Here is a 17,192-nt window from a genome sequence, read left to right as displayed (position 1 = left end):
CCTTAACTCACGGAGGCTTCCGCTTTGACATTGGCTTCCTGGACCTCTTTTTCCCAGCCCTTGGTAAACATGCCGACCAAGAATACCATTGCACCGACACCGATCGCGAAGGTCGCGATCATCTTGAACAGGTCGGGCATCTGCTCGACGTTCTCGGGGTCGAACCCGCCCGCCATCAGGCCCGCGATGATGTTGCCCATGGAGTACGTCAGCACGAACAGACCCATCATCTGGCCGAGGAACCGCGGCGGGGACAGCTTGCTAACTGCTGACAGAGCGATCGGCGACAGGGTCAGTTCGCCCACCGTGTGCAGGAAATAGGTCAGGATCAGCCAGAAGATCGCGACTTTGCCTTGCGACGCGGCATCCGCAGCGAAGATCATTACCACGAAGCCGAGACCCATGATGATCAGGCCCGCGCCCATCTTCAGGCCGTAACCCGGCGTTATCATGCGTTTGCCCAGCCAGACCCAGAAGGCAGCGAAAAAGGGTGTCAGCGTAATGATGAAGAATGGGTTAGCGTTCTGCAGCCATGTCGTCGGCAGCTCGAATCCGCCAATGGTGCGGTCCGTGAAGTCCTGCCCGAACAGGTTAAGCGAGGAGCCTGCCTGCTCGAAGCCGGACCAGAACATGGTCGACGCGATGCAGATCAACAGGAACGCCCACATGCCACGCTTTTCAACGGGACTCAGCTTTCCGAGGAAATAGACCCAGGCGAAGTAGATCACGAAAATGGCCGTAAACACGACTGCGACCGCCTTGGAGGCGGCGATCGGATCAAAGGTGAACAGTCCGGCTAGCATGGAGACGGTGACGACCGCGATCAGAGCGACCACGCCCCATATGACCGCCCAGCTGCGCTTGCGTCCCGCCTCCGACATGGGCGCCATCGGCGCAGCACCCGCGCCGTGCAGGTCACCGCGCTTGAACCAGAAGACGGTCAGCCCCAGCGCCATGCCGATAGCGGATGCGCCGAATGCCCAGTGGACGCCCTGGTTCTCGTAGAGCCAGCCGCACACTGTGTAGCCGATCAGCGAGCCGATGTTGATGAACATGTAGTAGAGTGCATAGCCGCTGTCCCGGCGCGGATCATCGGCGCGGTAGAGTTGCCCCACCACGGCGGAAATGTTGGGTTTCAGCAAACCTGTGCCGAGCACGACGAGCACCAGTCCGAGGAAGAAAGACCATTCGCTAGGAATGGCCAGCACGATGTGGCCGCACATGATAACGATGCCACCATACCATATGGCCTTCTGCGATCCGATCAGACGGTCAGCAATCCATCCCCCGGGGAGGCCCATAAAATAGACAGACGCCGTATAGAGACCGTAGATGGCAACAGCCGTGGCCGTGCCGATGGCGAGACCGCCTTCTGCGATGGCCGCCGTCATGAACAGAACCAGCAGGCCTCGCATGCCGTAATAGCTCATCCGTTCCCACATTTCGGTCACGGATACGGGTAACAGCCCCCTTGGATGTCCGAAGATGGTTTTTTCGATTGGGCTGGCGCCGGCCAGAGCGCCGGGAATTTCCCCGGCGGCATCAGAAAGATCGGACATTGTTTCCCCTGTTTTGTTTCGAGCATCCCTAACGCTCAGCACGCAACGCCCCTGCCACACGCTTGGCGTGAAGGCAATTCGGGCTGTGATCACTTATCCCGCATTGATCTGCGGCATACCAAAAATGGCGCGGGCGCCATTAGCATCGCGTACGATCTGCTGTTTCAGATCCTCGAAACTGTCGAATTTCTGCTCGTCGCGGATGAAGCTGCGAAAGCGAACCATCAGTCGCTGTCCGTAAATGTCCCGATCGAAATCGAAGATGTGGACTTCCAGTCGCGCCTCTTCGCCGTCGACGGTCGGGCGTGTGCCCGTATTGGCGACCGCTGGCCGCCACTCGCTCTCACCGGCAATATGGCATTCGACGGCATAGACGCCGAATTTCGGCCGGACCAGATCGCCAAAGTCCAGATTGGCCGTCGGAAAGCCGATCGTGCGCCCGCGCTTTTGTCCTTCGGAGACGATGCCATCGACCATCCAGGGCCGCGACAGCATATGCTGGGCATGAAAGACGTCGCCCTGTTGCAGCGCTTTGCGGATCTCCGTCGATCCATATTTGCCGTAACGGTCATGCAGGCCAACCGGGGCGATGGTCGTGACACCGATATTGCGCTCTGCGCCGAGGCGTTTCAGGCTTTGCACATCACCGCATCGGTTCCGGCCAAAGCCGTAATCCTCGCCGACCACGACATGGCGCACGCCCAGACCCTGATGCAGCACGGTGTCGACGAAGTCTTCGTCGTCCATGTCGCGCAAGCGGTCATCGAATGGGAGCTCGAACAGCAGATCGATCCCGAGTTCTGCCAGAATGCCTTCGCGCAGGCCCGCGCTCATCAGACGGAAGGGCGGCGCATCCGGCTTGAAGAATCGGTAGGGATGCGGGCGGAACAGGCCGATCGCGGCGGGCGCGTCATGGTCGGCGGCGATCTTGCGAAGCTGCGCGATAACGGCCTGATGGCCCCGATGCAGCCCGTCGAAATTGCCGAGCGCGATGACCGCGCCGCGGACGCCCTTAGGCAGATCCGTGTACCGGTTGAACGATCGCACTTAAGCGGCTGGCCGTTTTTGCACGAAGACCCCAGCATCGCCGCGACAGATTTTCTGGCCGTCCGCTTCGCAATGACACTTCATCTTCACCTTGCCGGTGCGCTCGTTGATTTCCACCACTTCGGCCACGGCAATAATTTCGTCGCCGATCAGGGCCGGTTTGCGAAAGCGCAGATTGAGCTCCACGAACACGCCGCCGGGTCCGGGCAGCTGATTGCCTAGAATGGCCGAGATGAAGCTGGCCGACAGGGCGCCATGGGCGATCCGACCGTCAAACCCATTGGCGCGCGCGGCGGCGTCATCCATGTGGATCGGATTATGGTCGCCCGTAATTTCGGCAAATGTATCGATCATCTCGGCTGTAATCGTCGCGGCCGTGCTCGCACTCATGCCGACTTCAAGATCGTCCAGATAGTATTTTACAGTGTCTGACATGGGCCGTGCCTATACAAAGGCTGCCACGTCTTGTGCAAGCATATTACCACGCCAGTTCCGGCAGCTGGTATCGCGCCGACAGGCCGTGCGCTTCGCACAGGCTGCGGAACTCCGCCGCCGTGCTGCCGTAAAGGCCGTCCTGAATGAACAGGCAGTCAATCCCTTCACGCTGCGCGCCCAGTACATCGGTGAACAGATTGTCCCCGATCATCAGGATGCGATCGGGCGCATAGCCGAGCGTTTCCTCCAGCCAGGCCCGGCCCAGCTGATAGATGGGCGGATGCGGCTTGCCACCATAGACCACCGTGCCCCCCATGGCTTCATAGGCTTGAGCGATGGCGCCAGCGCACATCACTTCACGCCCATCAACTTTGACCTTCACATCCGGATTGGTGCAGACCATTTCCAGATCGCGCGCGAGGAGATCAGTCAGCAGGTCCTCATAATCTTCAATATCATCATCGTAGTCGTATGGCCGTGTGCAGACGACGAAATCAGCCCCGTCCATGTCGGCGAAATTCATCGGGATCTGATCGAACAGGCCGAACCCTTCCGCGTCCTCTTCATCGACTGCACCGATCAGAAAGGCCGGCCCGGGCGATCGCCGGGCCAGTTCGTTGACGATCGCATCGCCCGATGTGACGATGGCATCAAAAAAGCCGTCCGGCATTTCGATATGGGCGAAGCTTTCCGGCACCAGCGCGCTGGGCCGCGATGTGTTGGACATCAGAACGACCGGGCCGATCTCGTCGCGGTAACGCTCCAGCGCACCGCAGGCTGCGAAGTTCGGACGACGGCCATTATGAACTACGCCCCAGATGTCGCAGAAGATCGCATCATATTCGACCGCAATATCGGCAAGTCCGGACAGGCGCTGAAAGGAGTGTGTCATGGACCGCGCTTTACCCCAAACCATCCGATTGTCACCCGTCCACACGCAACCGTCTTGCCGCATACTTTCCCTGACCTGGGGCGGGTCGACCTTGCGGCAGAATCGGCGATCGGTCTGTCCAGACCCGTCTGATGCATCCGCTCTGACCGGCCCAGCCGGCCTGCCCATCTCCTTCTGTCACGTCTGGCAGGGAGGGTTGGGTGATGGACACGCCATCAAGTCAGCGAGAGCAGATGGGTAGGAGCTAGCGTTCTGAACGCTAGCAACGGAGATCAGCCCCCCGGACTGATCTTTCACTTTGAAAGCCCTATTCCGAGATTTCACGCAGAACGGTTCGGAGTGTGTCCATCGCGGTGCGGAGTTCCGTTTCGCCAATGATCAGGGGTGGCGCCATGCGCAGGACGTTATCGCCTGCCGTACCGACCATCAGCTTATGGTCGAGGGCTTTTGACTTGGCCTTGAGATGGGCACCAGGCACGCGCATTTTCAGTCCGACCAGCAGGCCCTTGCCGCGTACATCCTCGATCTGATCCGGGAATTCATCTTTCAGCCCCGCCAGCGCCTGCCGGAACTTGTTTGCTGTATCGCGCACATGTTCCAGAAATTCGGGCTGGCTGATCCGGTCCCAGACGGCGATGCCTGCCGCCATGGCCAGCGGGTTGCCACCATAGGTGGTGCCGTGCGTGCCGGGCACCATATGCTTGGCCGCATCTTCTGATGCGATCACAGCGCCGAGTGGGAACCCCCCGCCGACACCTTTGGCGACAGCCATGATGTCAGGTTCACCCCCATCTACCCATTGGTGCGCGAAGAGCTGTCCAGTTCGGCCTGCGCCACATTGCACTTCATCATAGATCAGCAGCAGATCATTTTCGTCGCACAGCTCGCGCAGGCCCCGAAGACATTCCGGCGGCAGGGCACGCACCCCGCCTTCGCCTTGGACAGGCTCGACCAGAATGGCGGCCGTCGTCTCGCCGACCGCAGACTGGAGCGCGTCGTGATCACCGAACGGCAGATTGATGAAGCCTGGCAGTCGCGGGCCGAAGCCTTCGAGATATTTGGGATTGCCGGCGGCATTGATCGCGGCAAATGACCGGCCATGAAAGGCGCCGCCAAAGCCGATGATGTCGACGCGTTCCGGACGGCCTTCGCCATACTGCCAGCGCCGTGCCGTCTTCATCGCCAGTTCGAGCGATTCCGTTCCGCTATTCTGGAAGAAGACTTTCTCGGCCCAGGGGAGCGCGTCGCAATAGCGCTTGGACAGGTCGATCTGCCCTGGAACCTTGAACATGTTGGACAGGTGCCAGACCTTGCCCATCTGTTCCGTGACCGCCGCCGCCACATCCTGCGGCGCATGGCCAAGCGCATTGACAGCGATGCCAGCAATGAAATCGAGATAGCGCTCACCCTCATCCGTATAAAGCCAGGCGCCCTCACCCCGCTCGAAGGTAATGTCGGGAGGATTGTAACAATCGAAGAGATGGTTGCCTTGGGCCATGGTTCGCTCCACCCCCTGTGATCCGGGGACCTTAGCTTTTGATCCGCCAGCCTGCGCGAAGCACCAACCAGACGGCCATGAACAGACCGATATTCAACACGGCAATAAAGACAACCCCGAACAGAAGATTTGCATCGGTCTGTCCGGTAAAACCGTAACGAAACCCGTCAATGAGGTAGAAAAGCGGATTGCCCTGGATCAGCGTCTGGAAGATCGGCGGCAAGACATCAATGCGGTAGAAGGTCCCCGACAGGAACGACAGCGGCAGGATGATAAACTGATTGACGACGGCGAGTTGGTCGAACTTCTCCGCCCAGATGCCGGACAGGACGCCGATCATCGCCATCATCAGCGCCGCCGAAAGACCAAAATAGAGCACAGCCCAGAAATGCATCGGAATCAGCGGCGTGAAGATCGACAGGGCCAGCCCCGTCACGATCGCGACCAGCACACCGCGTGTGGCAGCCCCGCCGATCCAGCCCAGCGCCAGCTCCGTATGCGACAGTGGCGGCATCAACACGTCTGTGATCGAGCCCATCATCTTGCCGGTCATGATGGAGGAGCTGCTATTGGCGGCGGCATTATTGAGAATGCCGAGCATGACCAGCCCCGGCGCCAGGAACGCCATGAAGGCTTCCGGGTCCGGGCGCAGCGCGGAAAAAGCCAGCACGAAAACCGTCATATAGAGCAGGTTGGATATGATCGGCGCGAGCAGGGTCTGCGGCGCGACCCGCATGAACCGCTTCACTTCCTTCTTGTAGAGCGTCGCCAGACCCATCCAGTTGATCGGGCCGAGTTGCCGGGCCATGGGTGCGGAATTCTCTGTATGATGTGTATCGGACATGGATCGCCCCATAGATCGGACCGGTGCAAAAGTGCAATAAGACAGCCGGGCCGCAAGTCCGAGCATGTCGCAAGTGATTTTCACCGCGACCCGGTCCGACCCGAAAAGTCCGCAAACGCGGCGATGAGTGGCGCACCCTGTGGATGAACGCAACACAATATCTTGATTCTTGTGGACAGGACCACACCTACATTTTGTGGTTCCGGCTGAGCTTGCTACCAGACCTGTGACACTGACATCTACATATAGTGTGTGGACCCGGATCAATGCCTGGCCCGCACACACACCGAAGGAGATCGTCCATGGCCTGGACCGAAGACCGCGTTGCAACCCTGAGCAAACTCTGGGCTGAGGGCCTGTCAGCCTCGCAGATCGCCAAGCAGCTGGGCGGGGTCACACGCAATGCCGTCATCGGCAAAGTGCACCGTCTGGGCCTGTCCGGACGGGCCAAGCCGAGCCGTCCCAAGCCGGCCAAGACCCAGACGACAGCCCGCGCCACGCCTAAACCCAAGCCCGCCAAGGCGCAGCCCGCGACCCGCCGCAGTGCGGCTAAACCCAAAGCACAGCCGTCGAGCTTGCCCGTATCGACCGAGCCCCCCCTGGAAGCCAAACCGCTCAAGGACGGAAGCTATGCAACGATCCTGACCCTGACGGATCACATGTGCAAATTCCCGATCGGCGATCCGTCCGCGGATGAGTTTCGCTTCTGCGGTCGCAAGACCGACCCGGACGAGCCCTATTGCACGCCGCACTCCATGGTCGCCTATCAGCCATCGCGCCGCCGAAACAGTTCCGGTAAGATGATCAGCATCGGCCCCGCCCCAACATCGCGCAAACGCCTCCGGTAAGCGGGACATCACGATTTCAGGATAATTCGAGGCGCGCCTTGCCGGGCGCGCCTTTTCAATTAGAGCATAGCCATTGTGCGCCGCCTCTTCGCCCGTTCCCTGTCTGCCCGCCTGCTTGGCCTGACGATCGGTTTCGTCATGCTCGCAGAACTGCTGCTGTTCGTGCCGTCCATCGCGTCGTTCCGGCAGGAAGGGCTGGAGATGCGGGCCCGCTCGGCCGGTCTGGTTGCCGAGGCCCTGATGAGCCAGGACGCTGAGGCCAGTTCCCGAGAAGCATCGCAAATGCTGGCCGAGCAATTCATGCTCCAGACGGACGCCGTCTTTCTGGCCGCCTTTCAGGACGGTCGCACGATCCTGATCGTCGGCGATGCGCCCGATGCAAAAGTCATCGCGACTGAAGATCTGCGCAAATCCCGGCGTCTGCCCAATTTCATCGGCACGTCGATGGACTTCTTCGCCCGCGGCAACGGCTATCTGCGTGTGATCGCACCCTCGCCCGTGGCTGGACAGGACCGTCTGGAACTGCTCGTGCCCTGTGCCGCGATCGGGGCTGACCTGCGCGCCTATGCGGGCCGCATTCTGATCCTGAGCCTGCTGATTGCGGCCTTTGTCGGGGCGCTGATCTATTTCTCCATGCTGCGCCTGATCGTGCGACCGATTCAGCGTCTGGCGCACGATATGACCGCCTTTCGCGAAGCGCCGGAGCGCAAGCAACGATCCGGGCCGCCAACTATGCGCGCCGACGAAATCGGGCAGCTGCAGCGCGAATTTCACGAGGTCAAGCAATCGCTGCGCTCCGCCTTCCGGCAGCGCGAGCGTTTGGCTTCACTCGGCCTGTCGGTCACCAAGATCAATCACGATCTGCGCAATGTGCTGTCGACCGCGCTGCTGATGGCGGACCGGCTGTCGATGAACCCGGACCCCAAGCTGGCAGAGATGGGCGAGCGCCTGACGCGGACCGTCGAGCGCGGGGTCGGCCTGACCGAGGAAGTGTTGACCTACAGTTCCGCCCGCGAGCCGCAGCCCGATCTGGAACGGCTGCCGTTGAGCCGGATCGTCGCCGATGTGCAGATGGATATGCGCACCGCCTTTCCACGTATCTGGGTATCGAACCGGATCGCTCGTGATGTCTGGGTCAGGGCAGACCCGGAACAGCTCTATCGTATCCTGTCCAATCTGACCCGCAACGCTGCGCAGGCCATGGCTGACCGCGCCAAGCCCCGTGTCGAGATTTCGGCGGATATTGTCGGCGAAACCGCCATCATCACCATCGAGGACAATGGCCCCGGCCTTCCGGAATCCGTCGAAGACAGGCTGTTTCTGCCATTCACACGCGGTCAGAGCGAAGGCAGCACCGGCCTCGGCCTGTCCATTTCCAAGGAACTCGCCGAAGGGATGGGCGGCTCGCTCGAACTGCTCGACACAGGCCCCGACGGCACCCGCTTCATTCTCGGCCTCCCCCTCGCAGAGCCGGCCTGACCCCGCTCTCTTTCGTCATCCCGACCAAGGCGCTTGCGCCGCAGAGCCAGGACCTAGCGGGATGGAGCGCGGTCTGCTGTCTAGCTGTTGCGTCAGGTCCCGGATCTGCGCGGCTGATACCGCTTGTCCGGGATGACTGGTTAGATGCAGGCAGCCGCCTCCATCTAACCAGAGGCCATCTCTCGCATGGCGCGGGAATGCGGGATTGAATGTGCTCTGTCACTTGGCACAACCCCCATTTACTCGACCCTGATCAGGGTGCGTCTGCATTATCGACGCGGATCACGATGCCTTCGCGCCGGGGGTCGGCTCCGCCATCGAGTGTGCCGTCCGGGAGGCGGTGGATGATGTGCAGGCCGCTGATTTCGCCGCGCGAGCGGACGATATCATGGCCCATCGATTCCAGCCCTTCGATAATGTCTGACTGCATTCCGAATTCCTGCGCCGGACCGGCACGCTGGACCTCATCCGTATCTTCTTCGGGCAGGTCGCGCGCTTCCATCCTTACGGTTCCGTTGCGAGCGATGACATTGGGCAGGTTGATCGCATCCTGCGCGCTGAGGTTCCAGTCGATCATACCGACGATCGATTTGGCTGTATAAGCGAGGATCGCATTGCCGCCGGGCGACCCCGTGGCAAAGGCGAAATCGCCGTTCGGACCGAAGACGATATGCGGTGCCATGGAAGAGCGGGGACGCTTGCCCGGTTGGACCCGGTTCGCGATCGGATTGCCCGCATCATCCGTGGGACGGAAGGAAAAATCCGTCAGCTCATTGTTGAGCATGAAGCCCCGCACCATACGCTGTGAGCCGAACGGCGCTTCGACCGTCGTGGTCATGGAGACAATCAACCCGTCGGCATCGACGATGGTAAAATGCGACGTCCCCGGGACTTCCGCAGTCGCGTCCGTCCCCGCCACCCCCAGATTGCCGGCCGGATAGTTGGCCAGCGCCGCCATGGGTTTGATCAGCCCGGACCGGCCCGCCAGATAGCCCTTATCCAGCATTGTATCGATTGGGACGGTGACAAAGGCGGGATCGCCGACATAGCGGTCGCGATCGGCATAGGCGAGTTGGCTGGCTTCGATGAAATAGTGCCAGCCCTCCACGCCGGGGCCAACGCGCGCCATATCGAACGGTTCGAGCATGCCGAGAATGGCCTGCACGCCGACCCCGCCGGATGAGGGCGGCGGCGCGGAACAGAGACGATGATTGCGATAGGTGGAACAAAGCGCCGGCTTTTTGATCGGCTGATAATTCGCCATATCATCAAGGGTAAGCGTCCCCGGCAGCGGGGCTTCGCGCGTCTTGTCGATAATCGCCTGCGCGATCGGACCTGTCAGCAGAGCGCGCGGATCAGCGGCAATGGCGCGCAGCGTGTCGGCATAGGCCGGGTTATCGCGTTTAAAACCCGCTGGGATGGGCCGTTCCGGATCGCCGTCGACAAAGAAATAGGCCCGCGCATTATCATCGCGCGGCAGTACGAAACGCCCCATACGCGCGACCAGATCGGCCATGCGCGGACTAACGACGAAACCGTCTTCGGCCAGCGCGATCGCCGGGTTGAACGTTTCGGACCAGTCGAGCTTTCCATAATCCGCATGCGCCATGCCGAGCATTGCCACCGCCCCGGGAACACCCGTTGAGCGACCGGACGCAATCCCGTCAAAATAACGCAGCGGCTGTCCGCTTTCGTCCAGAAACAGGGCGGAGGTCGCCGCCGCCGGGGCGGTTTCGCGCCCGTCATAAGTCCAGGTCTTATCCGTTTTTGGATCGTGCAGCACCATGAAGGCCCCGCCGCCAAGGCCCGAGCTTTGCGGTTCTACCAGCCCCAGCACGGCCTGAACAGCCACGGCAGCGTCCACGGCGGACCCGCCCGCGCGCAGAATATCCGCGCCCGCTTCGACCGCATAGGGATTGGCCGCCGTCACCATGCCCTGCGACACGGCGGTCTGCGCCTGCACCGTGTCCGGCGAGGTATCGGCAGCCGTCCCGCACCCCGCGACAATCAGGGCGGAGGTCAGTAGAAGCAGGCGTAAGGTCATGTCGAACGCTTTGGCGCGTGAGGACGGATCGCGCAAGGTTCGTTCGGGTTAGAGTTCAAGGATGCTGGACCTCGACACTGCGGTCTTCTTCCGGCTTGGTCACCAACAGGTTCAAGTTTTCAAATACAATATCTTCAGCCCAAAGCCGACTTCAACAAAAGTAAGAGTGTCTGGATCGCACACATCTGTTGCGTCAGCGGAAATTCCGATAAAGGCTGAAAGCTCTGGGGCTCGGCCCGGCTGTCAGCGCGGCCATCCTTATGCGCATCGGGCTGCGCCTTCCCTACACGCAACATGCCCTTACGGGCGAAGACACCAGCTCAGTATGGATTTTTGTGCATGCAACCGGTTCTCGGCCTCATCCCAGATCGCCGATTGCGGGCCCTCCATCACGGCGTCAGTGATCTCCTGCCCGCGATAGGCCGGCAGGCAATGCAGGACGACGGCCTCAGGCTTGGCCTTGGCGACACGCGCCGCATCCAGATTGAAGGATGACAAGGCGGCGACGCGTGCGTCATAATCCGTATCGCCCATAGAGACGAAGCAGTCCGTGATCAGCGCATCAGCCCCGTCCGCAGCTGCGTCCGGATGATCCGTGAGATGAATGTCGGCTCCGGCAGCGCGGGCCCGTTCGATATGCTGACCCTTCAGGCGGTAACCGTCCGGGCTGGCGACGATCAGGGAAAAGCCGAGCTGCGCGGCGCAGTTCACGAAGCTCATGGCGACATTGTTCCCGTCGCCGATCCAGGCGAGCTTTGCGCCCTTCAGTGTCAGCCCCCTTTCTTCCAGCGTCATCAGATCGGCGATGATCTGGCAGGGGTGATTATAATCCGACAGTCCATTGATGATCGGCACGCTCGCATGACGGGCAAATTCGGTCAGCGTGTCATGCGAATTGACGCGTAGCATGACGGCGTCGACATAGCGTGACAGAACGCGTGCCGTATCTTTGACGGGTTCGCCGCGCCCCAATTGCATTTGATCAGAGGTGGCGACGATGGCGCTGCCGCCCAGCTGACGCATCGCCTGCTCGAACGAAAAACGCGTCCGTGTCGACGACTTTTCGAAAACCATGGCTAGCGTATGGCCCGACAGCGACGCATCATCGTCTGCCGCGCCTTTAGGGCGCCCGGCACGGGCCGCCTTGCGACGATGCGCGTCGTCGAGAATGGTGCGGAGTTGCACCGGCGAGAGATCAGCGAGCGATAGAAAGTGGTTCATCGCCCCTGCATGGCGGTTTGGACGGCGCGGATCAATCCACCTGTGATGGGTCGACCGAAAAGAGGTCGGTTGAAGGCGTCGTGACCAGTATGCGCCGAGATATCAACGCCGTGAGACTATCCGTTCTCTGGCGCCTGTCCTGGACGTGCGTCAGATGACCCGGTCTTCCATGACTCTCACTGAAAGGCGGGGCAGTCCCATTGTAGCGGGCAGCGATGGCAGTGACCCGCATGCGGACGACAGATCAGTTGCCCCAGACGTTTGAACAGCATGTGGTGGACATCGATCCACGCGGGGTCCCATTCGGGCGGCAGCAACGGCATGATCTCCCGATAAGCTTTCGGAAAGCTGGTCCCGGCCTCCAGAAAGCCGAGCCGTTGGAGAATACGACGGTGATGCGTATCGATCACCAGCGATCGCTTGCGTAGCGTACTCGTATTCAGAACGGCGGCCGCGATTTTCGGACCGACGCCTTTCAAGCCCTCCAGATAGGCATGGGCTTCGGCAACGCTCATCGCGGTGAGATGGCCCAGATCCGGTCGACCGGACGGGCCTGTGATCCGCGTGAGGATGTCGACCATATAGAGGGCTTTCCTGTCAGCGTATGTGACGTCGCTGATCAAGGCGTGAATGGCGTCAGGTCCTGCATTGCGAACAGCCGACCAGCAGCCACCATACCGGCTCCACAAGGCGAGATGAGCGGCGCGAGACACGTCGCTGCGCGTCTGACCGCCCAAAAGGCTCATGACCAGCTGACTGACGGGATCAAGGATCAGATAACGAGGCGGAAACCCTGGAAAATGGCCGCGCAGGCTGGCATCGATCCGGCGAAGCCGATCCGTCCCGCCTTCCATATCCAACCTGTATTGCATGCCCGCAGTAAAGCAGTTGGTGAGAACAATACAAGAACATTCATCAGCCGCGATTGTCCAACCTCGCGCCATCCAAACTGATCAGGACTACCCGCCAGGTCCCTCTCCTAAACGAAAAATCCCGCCTCAAGGGCGGGATTTTATCGTTGGTTGCGGGGGTAGGATTTGAACCTACGACCTTCAGGTTATGAGCCTGACGAGCTACCGGGCTGCTCCACCCCGCGCCAAGAGAAGAGGCATATATGGAAGGGGCGTCAGGGTTGCAAGGGCATTGGTGCTATTGCTCAGTCTTTTCTGTGATTTGGTCCCATTGAATAGCCCCGCCGTAAACCCTGTTTGTCGGTAGAATGAGCGCTTGAAGGTGAGCGACCTCTTGATCAGACAGCGGTATATAGACTTGACTGTCTTTATGAGCCTCTATCAAGAGACCTTCGAGCGTGCTCTGATCGGCAAAGACATGTTGCCGACGACCACGCCACCCCGACGACATCTTCGGTAGAACGAGACTTCGGTTGCGCACCAGCAAGCAAGCCGGACGCCCATATTCAAAGTACTCATGAAGTGTCTCAAACTTTATAAAATCAGGATTGAGGCCTCCATGTTTATCCCAAGGATCGTATTTCCAATTAATCATCACTTGTCCGTCCGGTCGCACAGGTTGATGAACCATCATCATTCTAAATCCGACAGCGAGTAATAAAAATCCGCTCAAAATGAGAATTCGGAAGACAAGAGTCGACAAACGATTATTCGGGAACGTGATGATGACGACCTGCGCATAGGCTGCAGAAAGGCAGGTCACCCAGAAGAGCATAGACCATATTGTATGCCCTGCGAGCCATCCTGTCTCAACATACCCCATGACCGCATATTGCTCGGCGCAAGCAGACGACATGGCGGTAAAGAGAAAAAGAATGCGTGACCAGACGAGACCCAAGCACGCCAGCAAGATCAATAAAATCCAATCTTCAACGCTCAGCAATGCGGATCCCGCAGTCCTTTTGTTGTACCGACCGCGCTTCATGGTGAGATCGCACAAGTCTGCATTCCACCTGAGCGATCATGCAACGCCTGACTTTGTGTGTTTCTTTGACAATGGGCGAACTTCGCCGTCAGACGTTTTCCGCCATGGGCCTGACCATTGAGCCATTTCAGATCATATATGAGTCGCTACGCAACCACCTGCTTCGATGGCCAATAGACGCTCTTCGCGCAGGCCTTGATGTCCACATTAATTGCTAGGTAGGCTCCCCTAATCTTGAGTTTACATCCATAACTATAAATACCCAACAAGTCCGGATGGAGCTTCAGCGTAAGGATTGTACACGGATCCACACAAGTCTGGCCGGGAATACCGCTATCACAACCATGCTGCGTTACGATGAGAGGTGGAGATCCTGAGCGGCCCAGATGATCAAGACTTGTCATGTTCTTAATCAGAAAGCCAATAGTCCTGAGACGATAGCATCGCTGCAAACAGAGAAAGGGGCAAGGCCAGAGCCGCCATTACCCGCCAGTTTCATCTTTCGCATCATAAAGACAATCTTAGCTGAACAACCAAAACTTGTAAAATAACGAAAAATGAACTCACCAGAAACAAAAAACGCCCCCGGCGCTATGCCGGGGACGTTATCTGTTCTGTGTAATCGGAGGATGAAACCGCTGAGTCGTGGCCTGGATAAACCGGGCGGTGACCTACTCTCCCGTGCCTTAAGACAAAGTACCATCGGCGCTGAGAGGCTTAACGACCGAGTTCGGAATGGGATCGGGTGGGGACCTCTCGCAATAACCACCCGGTTAATGCAGGCCACGAAAAGCGGTGAAATCTGAATAGTAAAGATATCGTCTGACCGTGCGTCAGGCGTAGCTGGCAAGCCACGCGCATGAGCGCCAACGAGATCGAGTAAATCAAGCCAATCGAGTTATTAGTACCGGTAAGCTCCATGTGTTGCCACACTTCCACACCCGGCCTATCAACGTCCTAGTCTTGAACGACTCTCAAGGGAGCTCTAGTATTGAGGTTGGTTTCCCGCTTAGATGCTTTCAGCGGTTATCCGTTCCATTCATAGCTACACTGCAATGCCGCTGGCGCGACAACAGTTCCACCAGAGGAATGTCCACCCCGGTCCTCTCGTACTAAGGGCAGATCCTCTCAAAACTCCTACTCCCACGGTAGATAGGGACCGAACTGTCTCACGACGTTCTAAACCCAGCTCACGTACCGCTTTAAATGGCGAACAGCCATACCCTTGGGACCTTCTCCAGCCCCAGGATGCGATGAGCCGACATCGAGGTGCCAAACAACGCCGTCGATATGGACTCTTGGGCGTCATCAGCCTGTTATCCCCAGAGTACCTTTTATCCGTTGAGCGATGGCCCTTCCACGCGGGACCACCGGATCACTATGACCGACTTTCGTCTCTGCTCGAGTTGTCACTCTCGCAGTCAGGCTGGCTTATGCCATTGCACTCAACGACCGATTTCCGACCGGTCTGAGCCAACCATCGCGCGCCTCCGTTACTCTTTAGGAGGCGACCGCCCCAGTCAAACTACCCACCAGACAATGTTCCGGACCCGGATAACGGGCCGCGGTTAGACATCCATAAGAACAAGGGCGGTATTTCAAGGACGACTCCACGTGAGCTGGCGCCCACGCTTCGAAGTCTCCCGCCTATCCTACACAAATTCTTACAAATGCCACTGTCAAGCTGTAGTAAAGGTTCATGGGGTCTTTCCGTCTAGCCGCGGGTACCTCGCATCTTCACGAGGAATTCAATTTCACTGAGTCTCTGCTGGAGACAGTGGGGAAGTCGTTACGCCATTCGTGCAGGTCGGAACTTACCCGACAAGGAATTTCGCTACCTTAGGACCGTTATAGTTACGGCCGCCGTTTACTGGGGCTTCAATTCGGAGCTTGCACTCCTCCTTTTAACCTTCCAGCACCGGGCAGGCGTCAGACCCTATACGTCGTTTTACAACTTCGCAGAGCCCTATGTTTTTAATAAACAGTCGCCACCCCCTGGTCTGTGCCCCTTACCGATGGTTGCCCATTGGCAAGGCCTCCTTCTCCCGAAGTTACGGAGGTAATTTGCCGAGTTCCTTCAGCAGAGTTCTCTCAAGCGCCTTGGTATTCTCTACCTGATCACCTGTGTCGGTTTGGGGTACGGTCATATATGGGGGCTATTTCCAGGAACTGCTTCACTGCCCATCCAATCCAATAAGGATGAACAATACACGCAATCCGTCACCACCCAATGGCCGAGGAATATTAACCTCGTTCCCATCGACTACGCCTTTCGGCCTTGCCTTAGGGGCCGGCTAACCCTGCGCTGATTAGCATTGCGCAGGAAACCTTGATCTTTCGGCGAAGGGGTCTCTCACCCCTTTTATCGTTACTCATGTCAGCATTCTCACTTCCGATACCTCCAGCCGACCTCGCAGTCGACCTTCGCAGGCTTACGGAACGCTCCGCTACCGCGCAATAAATTGCGCCCGTGTCTTCGGTAAATCACTTGAGCCCCGGTACATTTTCGACGCAGGAGCGCTTGACCAGTGAGCTGTTACGCTATCTTTAAAGGATGGCTGCTTCTAAGCCAACCTCCTGGTTGTCTAAGCACTCTCACATTCTTTACCACTTAGTGATTATTTAGGGACCTTAGACGACGGTCAGGGCTGTTTCCCTTTCCACTACGGACCTTAGCACCCGCAGTGTGTCTGCCTGATAGTACTCCTGGGTATTCGGAGTTTGGTTAGGTTTGGTAAGACGGTGAGTCCCCCTAGCCCATCCAGTGCTCTACCCCCCAGGGTATTCATCAGACGCTCTACCTAAATAGATTTCGCGGAGAACCAGCTATCTCCAGGTTTGATTGGCCTTTCACCCCTAGCCACATGTCATCCCGTCATTTTTCAACATAAGTGGGTTCGGTCCTCCAGTGCGTGTTACCGCACCTTCAACCTGCACATGGCTAGATCACCTGGTTTCGGGTCTGATCCTACGAACTCATTCGCGCTATTAACACTCGCTTTCGCTACGCCTACACCTAACGGCTTAAGCTTGCTCGTAAGACCAAGTCGCTGACCCATTATACAAAAGGTACGCCGTCGCGGGGCAAGCCCGCTTCGACAGCTTGTAGATTTCCAGTTTCAGGGACTGTTTCACACCCCTCGTCGGGGGACTTTTCACCTTTCCCTCACGGTACTTGTTCACTATCGGTCGCACAGGAGTACTTAGGCTTGGAGGGTGGTCCCCCCATATTCAGACAGGATTTCACGTGTCCCGCCCTACTCTAGGACTATGGCAATCAACACACCTACGGGACTGTCACCCACTTTGGTCGTGTTTCCCAACACATTCGGTTTAGATTACTATAGCCACTGGCCTGATCCGCGTTCGCTCGCCACTACTAACGGAGTCTCGGTTGATGTCCTTTCCTCCGGGTACTGAGATGTTTCA

12 protein-coding genes, 1 tRNA gene and 2 rRNA genes (1 of these 15 running past the window's edge) are annotated in these 17,192 nt (G+C 58.6%); 2 read left to right on the top strand and 13 right to left on the bottom strand.

Annotated features, from left to right (window positions below):
* Positions 1–2 precede the first annotated feature (2 nt).
* The 6 genes from AB6B39_RS04415 to AB6B39_RS04390 all read right to left on the bottom strand — a co-directional run bounded on the left by AB6B39_RS04415 (position 3) and on the right by AB6B39_RS04390 (position 6,275).
* Positions 3–1,559 (bottom strand): peptide MFS transporter, encoded by a 1,557-nt coding sequence (locus AB6B39_RS04415; protein ID WP_284373216.1) that lies wholly within the window; start codon positions 1,557–1,559, stop codon positions 3–5.
* Between the two features lie 93 nt (positions 1,560–1,652).
* Positions 1,653–2,606 (bottom strand): bifunctional riboflavin kinase/FAD synthetase, encoded by a 954-nt coding sequence (locus AB6B39_RS04410; RefSeq protein ID WP_284373223.1) that lies wholly within the window; start codon positions 2,604–2,606, stop codon positions 1,653–1,655.
* Positions 2,607–3,041 carry a MaoC family dehydratase gene (locus tag AB6B39_RS04405; protein WP_284373226.1) on the bottom strand — a complete coding sequence of 145 codons (435 nt, stop codon included), beginning with the start codon at positions 3,039–3,041 and terminating at the stop codon, positions 2,607–2,609.
* Positions 3,042–3,084: 43 nt separating this feature from the next.
* Positions 3,085–3,933 carry a TIGR01459 family HAD-type hydrolase gene (locus tag AB6B39_RS04400; RefSeq protein WP_284373228.1) on the bottom strand — a complete coding sequence of 283 codons (849 nt, stop codon included), beginning with the start codon at positions 3,931–3,933 and terminating at the stop codon, positions 3,085–3,087.
* A gap of 307 nt (positions 3,934–4,240) precedes the next feature.
* A complete protein-coding gene (locus AB6B39_RS04395) occupies positions 4,241–5,431 on the bottom strand; it encodes an aspartate aminotransferase family protein (RefSeq protein WP_284373230.1) in 1,191 nt (396 codons plus the stop codon).
* A 31-nt stretch (positions 5,432–5,462) separates the two neighbouring features.
* Positions 5,463–6,275 carry an ABC transporter permease gene (locus tag AB6B39_RS04390; protein WP_284373232.1) on the bottom strand — a complete coding sequence of 271 codons (813 nt, stop codon included), beginning with the start codon at positions 6,273–6,275 and terminating at the stop codon, positions 5,463–5,465.
* A 302-nt stretch (positions 6,276–6,577) separates the two neighbouring features.
* On the opposite strand from AB6B39_RS04390, the gene AB6B39_RS04385 reads away from it, so the two are divergent.
* Together AB6B39_RS04385 and AB6B39_RS04380 are read left to right on the top strand one after the other, a co-directional pair.
* Positions 6,578–7,123, top strand: a complete 546-nt coding sequence (locus AB6B39_RS04385) for a GcrA family cell cycle regulator (protein ID WP_284373234.1) — start codon at positions 6,578–6,580, stop codon at positions 7,121–7,123.
* Between the two features lie 75 nt (positions 7,124–7,198).
* Positions 7,199–8,602, top strand: a complete 1,404-nt coding sequence (locus AB6B39_RS04380) for a sensor histidine kinase (RefSeq protein ID WP_284373236.1) — start codon at positions 7,199–7,201, stop codon at positions 8,600–8,602.
* 253 nt (positions 8,603–8,855) lie between these two features.
* Here AB6B39_RS04380 and AB6B39_RS04375 read toward each other — a convergent pair whose 3' ends face one another.
* The 7 genes from AB6B39_RS04375 to AB6B39_RS04345 form a co-directional block, all read right to left on the bottom strand.
* Positions 8,856–10,646, bottom strand: a complete 1,791-nt coding sequence (locus AB6B39_RS04375) for a gamma-glutamyltransferase family protein (protein WP_284373238.1) — start codon at positions 10,644–10,646, stop codon at positions 8,856–8,858.
* A 300-nt stretch (positions 10,647–10,946) separates the two neighbouring features.
* Positions 10,947–11,867, bottom strand: a complete 921-nt coding sequence (argF, locus tag AB6B39_RS04370; protein ID WP_284373240.1) for an ornithine carbamoyltransferase — start codon at positions 11,865–11,867, stop codon at positions 10,947–10,949.
* A gap of 176 nt (positions 11,868–12,043) precedes the next feature.
* Positions 12,044–12,739, bottom strand: coding sequence for an endonuclease III domain-containing protein (locus AB6B39_RS04365; RefSeq protein WP_284373242.1), 696 nt, complete (start codon positions 12,737–12,739; stop codon positions 12,044–12,046).
* Between the two features lie 147 nt (positions 12,740–12,886).
* Positions 12,887–12,963 (bottom strand) — tRNA-Met (locus AB6B39_RS04360).
* Between the two features lie 53 nt (positions 12,964–13,016).
* Complete coding sequence (locus AB6B39_RS04355) at positions 13,017–13,778, bottom strand: hypothetical protein (protein WP_284373244.1); 762 nt, start codon at positions 13,776–13,778, stop codon at positions 13,017–13,019.
* Positions 13,779–14,421: 643 nt separating this feature from the next.
* Positions 14,422–14,536 (bottom strand): 5S ribosomal RNA (gene rrf, locus AB6B39_RS04350).
* Positions 14,537–14,643: 107 nt separating this feature from the next.
* A 23S ribosomal RNA gene (locus AB6B39_RS04345) occupies positions 14,644–17,192 on the bottom strand (it continues 248 nt past the right edge of the window).

The sequence above is a fragment of the Algimonas porphyrae genome (assembly GCF_041429795.1).
GTDB classification, from domain to species: Bacteria; Pseudomonadota; Alphaproteobacteria; order Caulobacterales; family Maricaulaceae; genus Litorimonas; species Litorimonas porphyrae.
The sequence above is the reverse complement of the archived record's forward strand: the minus strand, read 5'-3'. Positions and strand labels throughout refer to the sequence as shown.